This window comes from Flavobacteriales bacterium (genome assembly GCA_025210805.1).
Taxonomy (GTDB): Bacteria; Bacteroidota; Bacteroidia; order Flavobacteriales; family CAJXXR01; genus JAOAQX01.
On the sequence record JAOAQX010000017.1, the window covers coordinates 1 to 16,936 of the forward strand.

Below are 16,936 nucleotides of genomic sequence, written 5' to 3' on the forward strand. Positions count from 1 at the left end.
AAAAAATGCAATTCGACTTTCGAACTGGTCATTACATCTCCTTAACCCTCCCGAAAAGTCAGAACAAGCCTGAAATTAAAATCCCCCTTTGAAGGGGGATTTGCATGTCAGCACCCTCGAAAAGAAAATTAAAAAAAAATACAATTCGACTTTCGAACTGGTCATTACATCTCCTTAACCCTCCCGAAAAGTCAGAACAAGCCTGGAATTAAAATCCCCCTTTGAAGGGGATTTGCATCTTGTTTAATAATCGGATAGCATTTCTTTAGTTTCTTTTTATAGGTGGTGTTTACTTTGTGTAACATCCCCCCTTCCCCCTTCAAAGGGGGATTTGCATGTAAACACCCTCGAAAAGAAAATTAAAAAAATGCAATTCGACTTTCGAACTGGTCATTACATCTCCTTAACCCTCCCGAAAAGTCAGAACAAGCCTGAAATTAAAATCCCCCTTTGAAGGGGGAAGGGGGATGTTGCATCTTGTTTAATAATCGGATAGCATTTCTTTAGTTTCTTTTTATAGGTGGTGTTTACTTTGTGTAACATCCCCCCTTCCCCCCTTCAAAGGGGGATTTGCGTGTAAACACCTTGGAAGAGAAAACTGAAAAAATGTAATTCGGATTCCAAGCAGGAAGCAGCACCTTCCAAACCCTCCCGAAAAGCCAAGACAAGCTCTACAAAGAGAAATCTTCAAAATCTTGACAATAAACACATTAAAACAATTCAACCTTGGGACTAGACCCTATTTCCACCATCTAAAAAAGTGATTTTAGAAAAAAATATTTGAGGTTTGTCTTATCAATTTTAAAACAAAATTTATTATGAAAACATCAAATTCTTGGGCGAAAAAAATCGCCATTTTATCTGTTTTTGCCATGGTGGGTGGCGGAATTGTTTATGGAAGTTTTAAGAGTGAAAAATCCTCAGAGAAAGTGGAAAAGACCATAGTTTCAGAAAAGCTCGAAGGAGTATTCTCTTTTGAGAAAGAAACCATAGACTATGGAACCATCAAGCAAAATAGCGAGGGAAAAAGAAGCTTTGAATTTACCAACAAAGGAAACCAACCCATTCTTATTGCGAATATCAAAAAAAGCTGCGGGTGTACCGTTACCGAAAAACCTACTGAACCTATTTTACCTGGGGAAAAAGGACTGATTAAGGTTTCTTATGACACCAAAAGGCTTGGAAAATTCTCCAAAACCATAACTGTTATCTCCAATGCTTCAGAACCTCGAAAATTTCTCAAAATTCAGGGGAATATTGTGAAGTAATCATCTTTTACTTTTTGAGAATTAAGGCGAGTTTTTTTATCCATTCAGTATTGAATTATTGAATGGATATGATATTTTATGTAATTTGGTGCTTTAGTGATTTTTGTTAGAAAAGCATTTTTTTGACACAAATATCATTTTTTAATACGATTTCTATGTTTCGAATTTTACTGTTTCTATTGTGGATTCCTGTACACTCTTTTGGACAATTTAGCTTTGAGATAGCGGCTAACTCAGACTACCAAAACGCTACTGCTTATCTTAATATTGTAAAAGATCTATCTCAAAAAGAAGTATTTTATACCGAAAACATTTTATTAGAAACGCAAGTAGATTCTAATGGTTTTTTTGTTTTTAAAGGGGATTTCTTACCTAAAACAAATCGAATTTATAAGATTTATATCAATAATTGCGAGGAGTCTATTACGCATCCAGATCATTTACTAAATCAATGTGTTGACAATCTTTCCTATCTATTCATTGCCAATAATTCAGATCAGTTTTTATACCCTTTAAATGAATTAAAACAGATGTTTTGTGCACCTGAAAATGAGGCAGGGAAGCATATCGCTCTTGAACAAATAGAGCATCACAGAATAAATCTTTTAAGCCGTATTTCGGAAGCAAAAAATGATGCTCAAAGAAAATTGATTTATCAAAAATACTATGAAAAAATAAGGGATTACAGTCTTGATTTCCCGTGGGCACTTGCCAAACTATATGGTTTTTATCTTTATGCAGATGAAGCTTCCTTTGCTTATCCATACTTCCAGAATGATCAAAAAATACCCGTAATCAAACAGGAAATCATGGAGCAACTTGAAGCCGAAAATGGAGATGCACCCTATTTGCTTCACTTCAAAAAACACCAAAACCAGCCAACAGAATTCTCAGGAAATATATTCTCTGTATTACTCGTTTCTCTTTTGATTATTTCCCTGTTTTTCAATTTATTTTTCTACAGGAAGCTTAAACAAATAAACACTGTGAAAAAGATTGATTTGAATAAGGTTTTAACCAAGCAAGAGAAAAAGGTTTATGATTTGATTTGTGAAGAAAAAACGAATAAAGAAATTGCTGAAGCATTATTTGTGAGCCTGAGTACGGTAAAAACCCACATCAATAATATCTATAAAAAACTTGAAGTTAAGGATCGAAAATCTTTACAATCTTTAAAGTAATCCACTATCTTCGTAATTAATACCGATGAGTAAATTAACACCATGATGGTATAAATTGTGAGTAAATATCGATTACTTGCTAAAATTACTCACTTGTTTCACTGAGTTCACAACTGATTTTTAGCAATGTATCGGCATTGCATTTAAGGACAGAAATGGCATAATATGGCAAAAGCACTTATCACAGGAGCTACAGGATTAGTTGGAATCAATCTTTTGATAGAATTACTGGACAAAAAACGTTTTCAGGAATTTGTTCTACCTTATCGCTCTGAGGAGAAAAAACAATTCGCTTTATCTTATCTAGCTTATCATGCTCCTCATGCAAACTTGGAAACATTGCATTGGAAAAAGGGAGATTTATTAGATTTTATATTTGTAGAAAGTCTAATGGAAAAGGATTTAAGAATCTTTCATTGTGCAGCCATTATTTCTTTCAAGAAAAAAGACGGAGCTGAAATGATTGCCAAAAACCAGCTACTCACAGAAAATATGGTGAATGGTGCATTAAGTTTCCCCAATACTTTTATGGTTTTTGTAAGCTCTATAGCTGCCATGGGTAGAGCCGATAATAATGAAGTAATTTCAGAAGATACTTACTGGAAACCATCGGATAAAAACTCCAACTATGCCGAGAGCAAATATGAATCGGAAATGATTGTATGGAGAGGGATTGAAGAAGGCTTGCAGGCTGTAATTGTTAACCCTGCGATTATCTTGGGTGCCTATAAACACTCTCAAATGAGCACAGAACTATTTCAAATGCTCTACAAAGGTTTCAATTATTATTCTGAAGGTATTAACGCTTTTGTGGATGTAAAAGATGTCGCTCAAATAATGGCATTATTAGAAGAACAAAACATCCAAAATGAACGATTTATTCTTTCTGCTGGAAATTTTAGCTATCACCAAATTTTTGATTGGATAACCGAAGGATTCAACAAACCAAAACCCAAAATACAGGTAACAATGAGTCTCGGAAAAAAAGTTCTTTGGGTAGAGAAATTTCTTTCAATTTTTGGAAGAAAAAGAAAACTTACCAAAGAAAATCTCGAAACATCCCTTCAAGAAAACAAATATGATTCTTCTAAACTCATCCATACTTTGGAATACCATTATTCACCCGTTCAAAAAAGTATTCAATGGCATTGTGAGGATTTTTTGAAGTTCCATAAAGAATAAAAATAAGCGCTTTCGGTTATCAGAAATATTGCCCCAAACCAAGGACAAATCCATTACCTGATCGATCATTAAGTCCAAAAGCATAATCTATTCTAAGCGTAGCTCCAAAAATATTTTTGAGATGAAAACGTGCTCCAATTCCCGAACTGGCATATAAATTCGTTTCTTTAAAAAGATTTCCTAAATCGCCTCCTGCTTGTCTGAGCGTTGCGGCATCTACAAAAGCAACCCCTTGAATAGCTAGCCAATTTTTATCTAACAAAGTGTGGCGGTATTCTGTATTGAGCACCAAAGCTCCAGATCCTCTATTGATTCTATTTCCTACTCCACGTACATTTTTATGATTGTCAATCACAAAGGCAGAAAAAGGTGTTGAGTGGTTTGAAGAAAGTCCTAATTTCATCTGTACTCCTAAATTTCCTTTATTGGCTGTTCTCTTAAAATATTTCAGGAATAATTCCCCTATCTGAAAAGGTGTTTTATCCTTACGAGAAGTAACTATTTGATAAGAAAAATCTAAGGCATAACCGTCCAAGTAAAAATAATGATGCTTTACTTTATAATGCTGATAGTAGAGTTTTCCCAGTATTTTTAGAATATCCAAACCTGGTGGAGCTTTTACAGAATCGGCACCACGGAGATAGGAATATTTTTCATTAAAAGCATTGATCCCAAATTCCAATTTGTTGGCAAAATTCATTTGGTAAAGCCCCAGTACTTCTGCAGAAATATTTTGATAATTATAATCGGCAGTAAATTCTCTGGTATCGGATCCTTCTTTATCTAATGGATTTTGAAAATACAAAGGCTCTATGCTGTTAAAATAACGATGAGAAAAACCCATCCCCCATTTATTATTAAACAAAAATGGAGCTTTGGCTTGTATACCATAAGAGTGCTTATTGTTATAAAGATAATGAGCCTCCAAAGTCACATTTTGCCCAAAGGCATTATACTCAGCAGCACCTACTTTGAACCAATTTCGATCTTTATCTGCCCATATTTCTATTATAGGAATAATGGTAAAACGTTCTTCAATTTCAAAAACGAGCACATTCTTTCCTTGTTCATTTTTAAGTTTTGAATGTGCATTTTTTACCGCTGGCAAACGTTTTAAAAATTCGATATCTTCTTGTACCGAAGCATTTTTGTAATCATCTCCCAACTGAGTAGTTAAGAGTTTTTTGATCAAACTTGTTTTTGTTTTTTCGTTTCCTGAAATTTGAATTTCATCTATATTTTGAGCCCATAAAGCATTGAACATCAAAAGAAACACAATAAGAATACGCTTTTCCATATTCATTTTTTATTCGTTATTACTATAATATTTTCTTACAGTTGCCTCAGCAGGCTTGTTTTGCACTGTATAAGTGAGGTCTATTTCGGGATTTATTTGATCATCAAAATCAAACCATTTCCACAAAAATCCTCCTGCAACCCATTCTTCTTGCCAAAAACTTAAAAAGAATGCCTCCAAAGCCTTGGATTGGTTCTCGTTATTTCTTTGCAAAGAATTATCAGAAGACCAAGGTTCTCTACAAGTAAACTCTACATTTCTATACCCAAATTCAGTAAAAATGATGGGTTTGTCATACATTTCACTTACTTTTTGAATCTTCTTTTTAATAGGTTTCCAAGCTTCAACAACTTCACTCACCTCTATGTTTTTTTTGTCTGAAAGTGGGAAATACGCATCAATCCCGATAAAATCTAACTCCTTCCAAAAACTCACAGATTCATACTCATCCCAGTTTGCAGCATAAGTCAGTTTTCCTTTATAGATTTTTTTAATTTCGATAATGAGATCATGCCAATATTCTGGTCTCTGCTTTGCAAAAGATTTCATTTCTGTTCCGATACTAAAAAGCTCTATATCTTCTTCTTGAGCTATTTTTGCATAATGGAGGATATACTTTGAATAGTTTTCTTCTAGTTTTTTCCAATTAGCTTCTGATTTCATCTCAATATGACCGACAAATTTTCCTCCTAAAACCCAAATTTGAGGTTTCAGCATTCTGGTCATCCCTTTCTCTTTAAATAATTTTGCTGTGGTTTTAATTCCTTCTGTGGTCTCTCCCCACCATTGATTTTTTGAATCGTAAATAATCTCAGGATTATCCAAAGCATACATAAAAGAAAATGGAATTAAGGCAGCACTATTGCTCCTCAATTCCACTAAAGGCTTTAGATGATTTCCATTGATTACATTATCTGAAGCAACCCAGCTTACCCCATTATATCTAGGATGAAAGCTGGAATTGTCTTCAACCAGCAAAGTATCTTTTGAACAAGCCGTACAAAGGCTCATCAACATAAAAATCAAAAATAATCTCATACAAAAAGTATTATAAAATATATCTCAACCCTAAATTATAGGCACTACCTAAGCCTGCGAAACTACTTCCTCTTACAAAACTCCCGTAAGATATTTCGATATTGAGTTTAGCGGTAGCTTGGTATTTTCCTCCCAGTCCTACTTGTGTAAATTCTTGTGAGAAATTATTTCCAACATCTATCAGTGCCGATTGTTGCACATTGGTATAAACGGTGAATTTATCATTTGGAAAATAGCTCAAAAACACCGAAAAAGGAACAAAAAGACTGTTGTTTGCAAAACGCTCACTTGCATTTTTATTTGAACCTGTTGGCACATCCGCTTTATTTTCTCCAAAATTATATAGAACATCTAACTCTGTAAAAACTTGAAACTTGTCACGCGCAAAAGAGTGGTCGAAAAAGAGTTTTGTTTCCCAAACATAGCTTCTTTTATCTATAAATCCATAGTTAATTTCCTCAAAAAGTGGAATGACTAAACCTGTTTGGAAAGAAAAATTTGAAAGATTTTTGAAGGGACTAATTTTTACCAAAGGTGTAATAGAACTTAATCCTGTTCGTTTAAAATATCCTTTTCCTTCTTTTTCTGTTAAGTCTTCATTTTTATAATGAAAAACATCTAAAACACTACCTTCATTTTTAATACTATTTTTATAAGCAACCACTGCCCCCACATTGATTCTTGCATTTTTAGAAATTCCGTAACTAAGCTCCAATGTTGTAGTAAAAAAACTTTCTCTAAAATCTAGATTTTCTACTGTTGACCCTTTGTTTGTTTTTTTGTTATGAGAATATAAATTATTAAATAACTTAAAGTCAAATACTCCTTTTCCCAATAGTTTTGAAGGCGTAAACGCACGGATATTTGAAACCGCTTTTTCACCGTTTACAGGATTTCCTTTCATTTCGTTTAAGTTCCAATTGTACTGATAAAAACTTGTTTTGGCATTTGAAGGGAGTTTTTTAGTCAAATAAGGATTGATATAATCAATAAAAGACTGTCCGTTTGTTTCAAAATCTTCGGCATACCATTTAAAAATCTCCGAAAGCTCTACAGAATTATCGGCAGGATTAATTTTAGTAAACTCAGGATTGTTGATTGTCATACGAGTTCTCTTATCTAGTTGTTGATCAAGAATGGTTGGGATATAAGCGTATTCAGCTATTGGCGGACAACTAATAGCCGCACAAACAAGCACAAAATGATAACGAGCATCAGGATGTGTTTTTCTCAATAATTTATTCTCTATATGCTCTAAAGTGACTTTTTTACCTCCAATATGTATTTTTTTGGTCTTAAAAAAACCAGGAACTGCCATTGGAGAATTTATTGGATAATTTTCCACAACCAATTTCATCACTCCAAGATTGTAATTATTAATCCAAAAAGCTTGATAATTAGCTTTATCATTAGCAGGAATATTGATGGTATTAGACAAATCGATAATCGAATTCAATTCTGATACATTTGCTTTAATCCCTTTATAATCTACTCGTCCATTTTTCACATACTGAGCAAAAAAAGCATCAGTTTTTTGGTAATAAGCTTCAAAATTTGCATTTTGTGCTTGACTAAGCAATGGAATCAAACTAAATACAAAACAAATTGTTAGAAAATATTTTTTCATTTTTAATTAAGGTTTTTTGTTTTTTACTGACAAAAGCTACATGAGCTTAGTGCCACTTGTGTGGGATTACTTACAAAGAATTTAATTTTTTTTCTGAAGTTCAGATTTTAACATTTAATCAAAACCCTCGTTATGAAACATATCATCATCATTGGAAATGGAATTGCAGGCGTTACGGCAGCAAGACATATAAGAAAGCTCAGCCGTGATAAAATCACCATTATTTCTGAAGAATCTTCTTATTTTTTTTCCAGAACAGCCTTGATGTATGTCTATATGGGACATATGAAATTTGAGCATACCCAACCTTATGAATCACATTTTTGGACGGAAAACAAGATCGATCTACTTCAAGATCGTGTAGAACAAATTGAAACAAAGAAACAAGTACTCCACTTAAAATCGGGAAATGAAGTTCCTTATGACCAACTTATTATCGCAACAGGATCTAAACCCAATAAATTTGGATGGCCAGGACAAGATGCCCATGGCGTTTCGGGTTTATATCACAAGCAAGATCTCGAAAGAATTGAAAAATTGGCTCCAAATAATAAAGCATGTAAACGAGCCGTCATTATTGGTGGAGGCTTGATAGGGATAGAACTTGCAGAAATGCTAAGAGCCCGAAATATTCCTGTGACATTTTTAGTAAGAGAAAAAAGTTTTTGGAGAAGTGTACTACCAGAACAAGAATCACAATTGATTACTCGTCATATCTTTGAGCATCATATAGATTTAAAACTTGGTGTAAACCTTCAAGAAATAAAAACAAATGAACAAGGTAAGGTTCAATCTATAATCATAAAAGAAACAGGAGAAGAAATCCCTTGCGATTTTGTGGGGCTTACTGCTGGTGTTTCACCTAATATTTCTTTTTTGGAAAACTCTGGTATTGAAACCAACAGAGGTGTTTTAGTCAACAGAAAATTAGAAACTAATGTGGAAAATATCTTTGCCATAGGAGACTGTGCAGAACAAAGAGTTCCTATTGAAAATCGCCGTCCTATTGAAGCAGTGTGGTACACTGGTAAAATGATGGGAGAAACAGTCGCTCAAACTATTTGTGGAAACCCTAAAGAATATCAGCCAAGCCATTGGTTTAACTCAGCTAAATTCCTTGATATAGAGTATCAAACTTATGGATGGGTTTGGGCAAATCCTAAAGAAAATGAAGCACGTTTTTATTGGGAAGATCAAACAGGAAAAAAGGCTATGCATTTTTCTTTTGACAAAAATACTCGTGAATTTATTGGGCTCAACACCTTTGGTATCCGATTAAGACACAACGTTTGCCACAGTTGGCTAGAACAGAAATCCAGTATCGAGGAAGTGCTTTCTGAATTAAAAGATGCCAATTTTGACCCCGAACTTTATAAAACTTATGAAGAAGAAATCTTAAAAAAATTTAATCAAGAATTCAAAAGTACCATCAAAGCCAAAAAACGAAATTGGAATAGAATTTTACACCATATATGGAGTTAATTGACTCACCTGTATTAAAAAAACATCAAAGCCTAAAAAGATTTACACCACCAAAGAAACAAGACCATGAAACAACATAAATTTATTTCAATAGCCAACCCTACTCAATTAAAACTAGACACCATGCAGAAAATGGGTTTAGGTTTGGCACTTGCAGGTACTGCCATTATTTTTATTGCTTGGGGCGGACTGACCTTTTCAAATCCTTCAGCTTGGTTAATATTTAGCCTTGCCAGTATCGTAATAGGGACAACTATTTACGCTCGTCAAACCTATCTAAAACATCCCGAAGGAATCAAAAACAACGGAGTTTGGTTCGATTCTCTTACAAATGGAGGTGTTATAGGTTGGGCATTTGGAATTCTTTTAACCTTATTTTATGTATTTCTCTATTGGTGGCCAGAATATGTGGGAATGGGAAAAGATGGAAACCCGAATACAGGTCTCGTAGCTCTTTTTGACCCTCTAAGTCATTTATTCTCTGGAAAACCTGCTTCTCAATGGTTTGTTTATGGAACACTTTACACTACTTTGATATTAGGATTAGGAATAAAATTCATCTATAAATATCGCCATAACAGATATCAAGTTTGGAGAACCATATCAATCATCTTTTTTCAGTTGATATTCGCTTATTTAATTCCCGAAATCCTCTCTGGCTTAAATAGTGATTTACCTTATTTTAGTAGAGATCTTAAAAATGTGTGGCCCTTAAACGCTTATTTTGCTGAGCCTTGGTACTTAGACGGAATTCAGGCCACACAAAAAGCAGGTCCTTCTGGAATGTTTTTCTTTCTAGTAGGAGTCATCATGTTTTTAATCATCACCCCAGTACTCACATATTACGTAGGAAAAAGGTGGTATTGCTCTTGGGTTTGCGGTTGTGGAGGCTTGGCAGAAACGGCTGGAGATCCTTTTAGACAATTATCCTCTAAAAAACGCTCAGCCTGGAAACTAGAACGTTGGTTGATTCACTTGATTATGGTCTTTGTTTTAGTAATGACCATCGCTTCATTTTGGTCCTATTTTTCTGGAAAGGAATTTATTCTAAAATGGAGCCTCTCACCTGATCTAGTAATACATAAAACTAATTACCTCTACGCTACTGTTGTTCTAATGACAGTTGCTACTATTTCTTCATTTTATTTTGCAAGAAAACGTAAAAACAAATTTTTATGGATTGCAGGTGGAATTTTTGCACTAATAGGAATTTTACTTTTAATCGCCTCAATAACAGGTAATCAAAATGTATTTTTTATTGAAAGTCATGTACTTAGAAAACACTATGGTTTCTATGTAGGATCGATGTTTTCTGGAGTTATTGGTGTAGGTTTTTATCCAATGCTCGGAAGCCGTGTGTGGTGTAGATTTGGATGCCCAATGGCAGGATATATGGGACTTTTCCAAAGAATTAAATCGAGGTTCAGAATAACAACCAATGGAGGACAATGTATTTCTTGTGGAAATTGTAGTACATACTGTGAACAAGGAATAGATGTAAGGTCTTATGCTCAAAAAGGACAAAACATCGTAAGAGCATCTTGCGTGGGTTGTGGAATTTGTTCTGCAGTATGCCCTAGAGGAGTATTAAAGCTCGAAAATGGACCAAACGATGATGAATCACGAACAAATCATTCGGAAATAACCCTTGGAAATGACGTGAATTTATTGGAAGGATTGAAGAAATAAAAACATCCTTCCGAAAAGTCGGGACAAACTATTCGAAGGGGGAATTGTAATAAGCCCACGAAAAGTCGAGACAAGCTATTTGAAGGGGGAATCAAAATAAGCCCCCTTTGAAGGGGGGAAGGGGGATGTTACACAACGTAAACACCCCGAATAAGTAATTACAAACTATGTGCAAAAAATGTAATTCGATTATCAAGCAGGGCGTAACATCCCCCTAACCCCCTTCAAAGGGGGAATTGTAATAAGCCCACGAAAAGTCGGGACAAACTATTCGAAGGAGGGATCAGAATGCCCCCTTTGAAGGGGGAAGGGGGATGTTACACAACGCAAACACCCCGAAAAAGTAATTACAAACTATGAGTAAAAAAATGTAATTCGATTATCAAGCAGGGCGTAACATCCCCCTAACCCCCTTCAAAGGGGGAATTGTAATAAGCCCACGAAAAGTCGGGACAAACTATTCGAAGGGGGGATCAGAATAAGCCCCCTTTGAAGGGGGGAAGGGGATGTCACACAACGAAAACACAACTAGAAAATGAAGGGAAACATTCTTCCATATAACCCAATACTTAGAAAACTTAGTAAACAACTGAGGAATAATCCAACAAAAATGGAGGTAAGATTATGGACTATACTGAAAAATAAAAATACAGGAGTGACCTTCAATAGACAAGTGCCAATTTTGAATTATATAGTTGATTTCTATAGTAAGTCCGTAAAGTTGGTAGTTGAAGTTGATGGTAAGACACACGATCATAAAGTGGAGGAGGATGAAGAAAGACAAAAAATTATTGAAGATTTTGATATATCCTTTCTTAGATTCACGGATGATGAAATACAAAACCACTTAATTGGCGTAGAACAGAAAATACGAGATACTGTTTTTAACTTACAGAAAACGAAAAACAGTATTTAGAAATAAACTATCCCGAAAATGCGGAAGGAGGAATCAGAATAAGCCCTCTTTGAAGGGGGAATTGCAATAAGCCCACGAAAAGTCGGGACAAGCTATTCGAAGTGGGAATCAAAATAAGCCCCCTTTGAAGGGGGGAAGGGGGATGTTACACAACGAAAACACCCCGAAAAGGCAACTACAAACTATGAGTAAAAAAATGTAATTCGATTATCAAGTAGGGCGTAACATCCCCCTAACCCCCTTCGAAGGGGGAATTGTAATAAGCCCACGAAAAGTCGGGACAAGCTATTCGAAGTGGGAATCAAAATAAGCCCCCTTTGAAGGGGGGAAGGGGGATGTTACACAACTAAAACACCCCGAATAAGAAACTAAAAATAATGTGCAAAAAAATGTAATTCGATTATCAAGCAGGGCGTAACATCCCCCTAACCCCCTTCAAAGGGGGAATTGATAGTCACTCAACAAAAAATACCCATGCGGACAAAAATTTATCTTTTTTTCATAATTACTAGTTGTTTTAATTTATCCGCTTTTTCTCAGGTGGAATACAAAAAAGTTTATACTGACACAGGTATTCTACTTGAGGAGGGATGGGTAAGCAATGGAAAGAAAAAAGATTATTGGAAGTTCTATTACCCTACTGGGAAAATAAAGAAAAAAGGGAATTATCTTGCGGGCAAAAAAAATGGTTATTGGTATTACTACACGCCAAATAGCTTACTCGAGAAAGAAGGTCACTATACTGAAGGATGTATGTCTAAATGGTGGATTTTCTATGATAAAAATGGTGCAGTTAATTTTAAGTGTCAATATGTTAAAGACAAAAAACATGGTTATAGCCTATGTTATGAAAATGGGAAACTGGTCAAGTCTGAAAAATATTGTGAAAACAAAAAAACAAACGAATGGACTTCCTATTGGAAATTCCGACGAGAAAATAATATGGAAGATCTCAAATAGCTTATGAAAACTATTATAGACGTTATCATCCCTGCCTTTAACGAAGAACAATCTATTAATCACGTCATTAAGGATATTCCAGAAAATGTTCGTGATATTATTGTGGTGAACAATGGCTCTACTGATCAAACTCCTTTTGTTGCAAAAAATGCTGGAGCTACTGTGCTTACCGAAAAAAAAATGGGATACGGTCATGCTTGTTTGAAAGGAATGGCATTTATTGCCGACAAAGAAATCAAACCCGATATTGTGGTCTTCTTGGATGGAGATTATTCCGATTATCCTGAAGAACTCACAGATTTAGTTACCCCGATAGTGGAAAAAAAAGTGGATTTTGTGATTGGAAATAGAAATACAGATCAAAGGCAAAAAAGTGCGATGACCCCTCAACAAGTTTTTGGGAACTGGCTTGCCACCACTTTGATGAAATGGTTCTTTGGTTCTACTTTTTCTGATTTAGGACCTTTCCGAGCTATTAAATACGCTACGCTTTTGGATCTTCAGATGCAAGATAAAACCTATGGGTGGACTGTGGAAATGCAGCTAAAAATCTTAAAAAAGAAAATTGCTTACACAGAAATCCCTGTAAAATATCGAATGCGAATAGGAGAATCAAAAGTTTCGGGAACGTTGAAAGGAACTATCCTAGCGGGATACAAAATATTATTGTGGATTTTTAAATACAGTTTTAAATCATGATGGAAAAAATATTTATCGCCTTTTATGCTTTCAACTTATTGTTGATTTTCCTTTATGCAATTTCTCAATTGAATATGCTGATCAATTATTTTTCAAAGAAAAATAAAAATGAGAGCAAAGAGCAATTTGACTTTTCAAATCCTGAAGAAATTCCGAAGGTAACTATTCAGCTACCACTCTACAATGAAATGTATGTGGTGGAAAGACTGCTGGATGGAATTGCAAAAATACGCTATCCTAAAGACAAACTAGAAATTCAAGTATTGGATGACTCCACAGACGAATCAGTAGAAATTACAGCCAAAAAAATTCAAGAATTACAAGAAAGAGGGCTTGATATTCAGCATATACGAAGAGTAGATCGGGTAGGATTTAAGGCTGGTGCACTCAAAGAAGGACTCAAAACTGCCAAAGGAGAATTTGTAGCCATTTTCGATGCCGATTTTCTCCCAAAAGCCGATTTTTTAGAAAAAACCATTCCGCCTTTTAAAGAAGAAAAAGTGGGAGTTGTACAAACCCGCTGGGGACATATCAATAGAGATTATTCCATTCTTACAAAAATACAAGCCTTTGCTCTCGATATTCATTTTACCTTAGAACAGGTTGGGAGAAACAAAAAAGGACATATTATCAACTTTAATGGAACCGCTGGAGTGTGGCGAAAATCCTGCATTATGGATGCAGGAAACTGGCAAGGAGACACCTTAACAGAAGACCTAGATTTAAGTTATCGAGCTCAGCTAAAAGGTTGGAAATTTGTTTACCTCGAAAGTGTTATTTCACCAGCAGAACTACCTGTAACTGTAAGTGCAGCAAAGTCTCAACAATTCCGATGGAATAAAGGAGGAGCTGAGAATTTCCAAAAAATGAAATGGAATATTTTTAAAGCAAAAGGTATTTCTTTTAAAACAAAGATTCACAGCCTTTTACACCTAATGAATTCCACATTATTTCTCAATATTTTTATGGTAGCTCTTTTGAGTGTACCTCTTAATTATATTCGTGTAAACAACCCAGAATTAGGTGTGTATTTTGAAGTTTTAGGAATATTTGCCATTAGCACTATTTTATTTCTTACTTGCTATTGGTTTATGTATCAGAAAATTCATCGAGAAAAGAAATTTAAAATTTGGCATTATGGTGTCGAATTCCTCTCTTTTTTCACCATTGCTTTAGGATTTACGCTTCACAATGCACTAGCTGTTATTGAAGGGCATATTGGGAAAAAATCGGCATTTATCAGAACACCGAAATTTAATATCAACACCCAAAATCAAGATTGGCAAGGAAATAAATATCTTAAAAACAGTTTTTCTGTTAGCAATGTCATCGAATTATTTTTGATATTCTATTTTGCCTTCGGGATCTACCTTGGTATCAATCTTGAAAGCTATGGCTTATTATTTTTTCACCTCATGCTTGTAATAGGTTACTCTTATGTACTTATTCGATCTATTTTCCATGAAGATGCTTTTTCTTTCAAAAAAATATATCGATCATGGTGTATTCGCAAAGCGAAAATAAAAGAAAAAAGACTTCTAAAATATATCACCAAAAACGATAAAACACTGGATGTTATTACAGGAAACGGAGCCGTAGCGCATATTTTCACACAAAATGGCTACGATATTTCTACCGTGGACTACGACAATCGTTCTGCTTTTGCGACAGTGAACCCACTCCAATATGTGGGGAATAAAATGCCCTATGAAAACAAGTCTTTTGATGTGGTTATGTTAATTACGGCATTACACCATATTGATGATTATGAAAACGTTTTAAAAGAATGTATCAGAATAGGTAAAAAAGTCATTGTGATGGAAGATATTTATGAAAACAAATTTCAGAAATACCTCACTTTTATCGCCGATAGCATTAATAATTGGGAATTCTTCGGGCACCCTCATAATAACCATGATGATCGGACTTGGCAAAATATTTTTCAAAAAAATAATTGCGAAATCGCTCATTCTGAAGAATATGATTTTCTTTATTTTTTCAAACAGAAAACCTATATACTTAGTCCCAAAGATGCTTAATGGCGTACAATTATGAAAAAAATATTGGCTTCTAAACCCATTCAGCTTAGTGCTGTATTGGTGCTCCTTTCTTCCCTTTTATCCATCGCTTACGCTACAGATCGATCTGAGTTTATATGGCTTACCATACAGTACAGCCTTGGCTTTATTAGCTTTGGTGTTTTGTATTTTAATGAGTATTTTACTTGGAAAAAATTACTGGGATTAGGAATTGTTATTCGTTTATTACTCTTTTTCGCAGAACCCAATCTTTCTAATGATTATTATCGTTTCCTTTGGGACGGGAGGATGATACTAGAAGGTCTAAACCCTTATCTGTCAACACCAGAAAATTGGGTAAAAACCAACCCTGACATCATCAATCACGCACCAGAACTTTATAAAGGAATGGGAAGCCTAAACGGAAGTCATTTTACCTGTTACCCACCTATCAATCAGTTTTACTTCATCATTTCTTCCATTTTTTATGACAATTCAATATATGGAAGTATGCTATGGATGCGTCTTTTTATATTCCTTTCTGAATTAGGTTTAGTTTGGTTTGGTATTCAGGTTTTAAAGCAAATGAAATTATCCCCTAGAAATATTCTACTGGTATTTCTTAACCCATATTTTATTTTAGAATCCTTTGTAAGCCTCCATTATGAGGGAGTTATGATATTTTTCCTTTTTGCAGCTTTGTTCTATTTAGGAAGAAAAAAAATGATTTTAGGAGCTTTGTTTTTTGCATTTTCAGTTGCCACGAAAGCCATTCCTTTACTCTTTTTACCCTTATTTCTAAAATATTTCGGATGGAAAAAAATGGTGCAATTTTCTGCTCTCACTTTAATTTTCTTAGCATTTCTTTTTGCACCTTTTGTGAGTCAAGAACTGTATCATAATTTTATGAATAGTATCGAACTCTATTTTACTAATTTTGAGTTTAATGCTAGTATATACTATATTGTCCGTTATATTGGTTTTGAAATAAAAGGATATAATATTATCCACAGTGTAGGAAAAATAACACCTATTCTACTCCTTTTATTTATAACACTATATAGTTTATTCCGAAAAGGAAATAGTCAACAAGCATTGGTGAAATCTATGTTCCTTGCAATTCTTGTTTATTATCTCACTGCCACCACGGTACATCCTTGGTATTTGATTCTTCCTTTAGGGCTCTCTGTTTTCTTACCAAAAAATCAATTAATGACACTATGGTCTCTAGTAATTATCTTGAGCTATTCTGCCTATGCGACACCCACATTTAAGGAGAACGGGTGGATGATTGCTCTAGAATACTTAGTGGTTTATTCTTATTTGATTTATTGGATTTTCAACTACAAGAAAATATTAAACTCGCCTTCTTTAAATTAACCCTTATTTAAGTTTTTTGTATTTTTCTTAAAGAAGGAATATCTTATTTAAGTAAGCCATCCAAAATGAAACATTTAATTTAGATCAATACATCAATCAAGGTACATACAATAGTTTTCAACCAACAAAAATTAAATAGACAGTGGACTGAGCCTTCTAAGTCAAGCAGACAGACAGCTCGGAAAACTTGATATGTATT

General features: G+C 34.5%; 13 protein-coding genes and 1 pseudogene. 11 read left to right on the top strand and 3 right to left on the bottom strand.

Annotation, left to right across the window (positions count from 1 at the left end):
• Positions 1-818: 818 nt before the first annotated feature.
• The 3 genes from N4A45_06630 (at position 819) to N4A45_06640 (ending at position 3,631) form a co-directional block, all read left to right on the top strand.
• On the top strand, positions 819-1,268 hold the full coding sequence (locus tag N4A45_06630; protein MCT4664894.1) for a DUF1573 domain-containing protein: 450 nt from the start codon (positions 819-821) through the stop codon (positions 1,266-1,268).
• Positions 1,269-1,423: 155 nt separating this feature from the next.
• Entirely contained in the window at positions 1,424-2,449 is a 1,026-nt protein-coding gene (locus N4A45_06635; GenBank protein ID MCT4664895.1) for a LuxR C-terminal-related transcriptional regulator, read from the top strand.
• A gap of 165 nt (positions 2,450-2,614) precedes the next feature.
• Complete coding sequence (locus tag N4A45_06640) at positions 2,615-3,631, top strand: NAD-dependent epimerase/dehydratase family protein (protein MCT4664896.1); 1,017 nt, start codon at positions 2,615-2,617, stop codon at positions 3,629-3,631.
• A 19-nt stretch (positions 3,632-3,650) separates the two neighbouring features.
• Here N4A45_06640 and N4A45_06645 read toward each other — a convergent pair whose 3' ends face one another.
• The 3 genes from N4A45_06645 to N4A45_06655 are packed head-to-tail and all read right to left on the bottom strand — an operon-like array spanning position 3,651 to position 7,593.
• A complete protein-coding gene (locus N4A45_06645; protein ID MCT4664897.1) occupies positions 3,651-4,928 on the bottom strand; it encodes an outer membrane protein assembly factor in 1,278 nt (425 codons plus the stop codon).
• Positions 4,929-4,937: 9 nt separating this feature from the next.
• A complete protein-coding gene (locus N4A45_06650) occupies positions 4,938-5,966 on the bottom strand; it encodes a glycoside hydrolase TIM-barrel-like domain-containing protein (GenBank protein MCT4664898.1) in 1,029 nt (342 codons plus the stop codon).
• Between the two features lie 10 nt (positions 5,967-5,976).
• On the bottom strand, positions 5,977-7,593 hold the full coding sequence (locus N4A45_06655) for a DUF547 domain-containing protein (GenBank protein MCT4664899.1): 1,617 nt from the start codon (positions 7,591-7,593) through the stop codon (positions 5,977-5,979).
• A 132-nt stretch (positions 7,594-7,725) separates the two neighbouring features.
• On the opposite strand from N4A45_06655, the gene N4A45_06660 reads away from it, so the two are divergent.
• The 8 genes and pseudogenes from N4A45_06660 (at position 7,726) to N4A45_06695 (ending at position 16,737) form a co-directional block, all read left to right on the top strand.
• Positions 7,726-9,075, top strand: coding sequence for an NAD(P)/FAD-dependent oxidoreductase (locus tag N4A45_06660; GenBank protein MCT4664900.1), 1,350 nt, complete (start codon positions 7,726-7,728; stop codon positions 9,073-9,075).
• A gap of 66 nt (positions 9,076-9,141) precedes the next feature.
• Positions 9,142-10,764: a 4Fe-4S binding protein gene (locus N4A45_06665; protein ID MCT4664901.1), complete on the top strand. Its 1,623-nt coding sequence runs from the start codon at positions 9,142-9,144 to the stop codon at positions 10,762-10,764.
• 535 nt (positions 10,765-11,299) lie between these two features.
• On the top strand, positions 11,300-11,680 hold the full coding sequence (locus tag N4A45_06670; protein MCT4664902.1) for a DUF559 domain-containing protein: 381 nt from the start codon (positions 11,300-11,302) through the stop codon (positions 11,678-11,680).
• 474 nt (positions 11,681-12,154) lie between these two features.
• A complete protein-coding gene (locus tag N4A45_06675) occupies positions 12,155-12,640 on the top strand; it encodes a hypothetical protein (GenBank protein MCT4664903.1) in 486 nt (161 codons plus the stop codon).
• Between the two features lie 3 nt (positions 12,641-12,643).
• The gene (locus N4A45_06680; GenBank protein ID MCT4664904.1) at positions 12,644-13,339 is read left to right on the top strand and encodes a glycosyltransferase family 2 protein; all 696 of its coding nucleotides are present in this window, start codon (positions 12,644-12,646) and stop codon (positions 13,337-13,339) included.
• Positions 13,333-14,796 (top strand): annotated as a pseudogene (locus N4A45_06685) (glycosyltransferase family 2 protein). Before N4A45_06680 ends, N4A45_06685 begins: the two are co-directional and overlap by 7 nt.
• 63 nt (positions 14,797-14,859) lie before the next feature.
• A complete protein-coding gene (locus tag N4A45_06690) occupies positions 14,860-15,378 on the top strand; it encodes a class I SAM-dependent methyltransferase (protein MCT4664905.1) in 519 nt (172 codons plus the stop codon).
• A gap of 12 nt (positions 15,379-15,390) precedes the next feature.
• Entirely contained in the window at positions 15,391-16,737 is a 1,347-nt protein-coding gene (locus N4A45_06695) for a mannosyltransferase (GenBank protein ID MCT4664906.1), read from the top strand.
• The last annotated feature ends 199 nt before the right edge of the window (positions 16,738-16,936 follow it).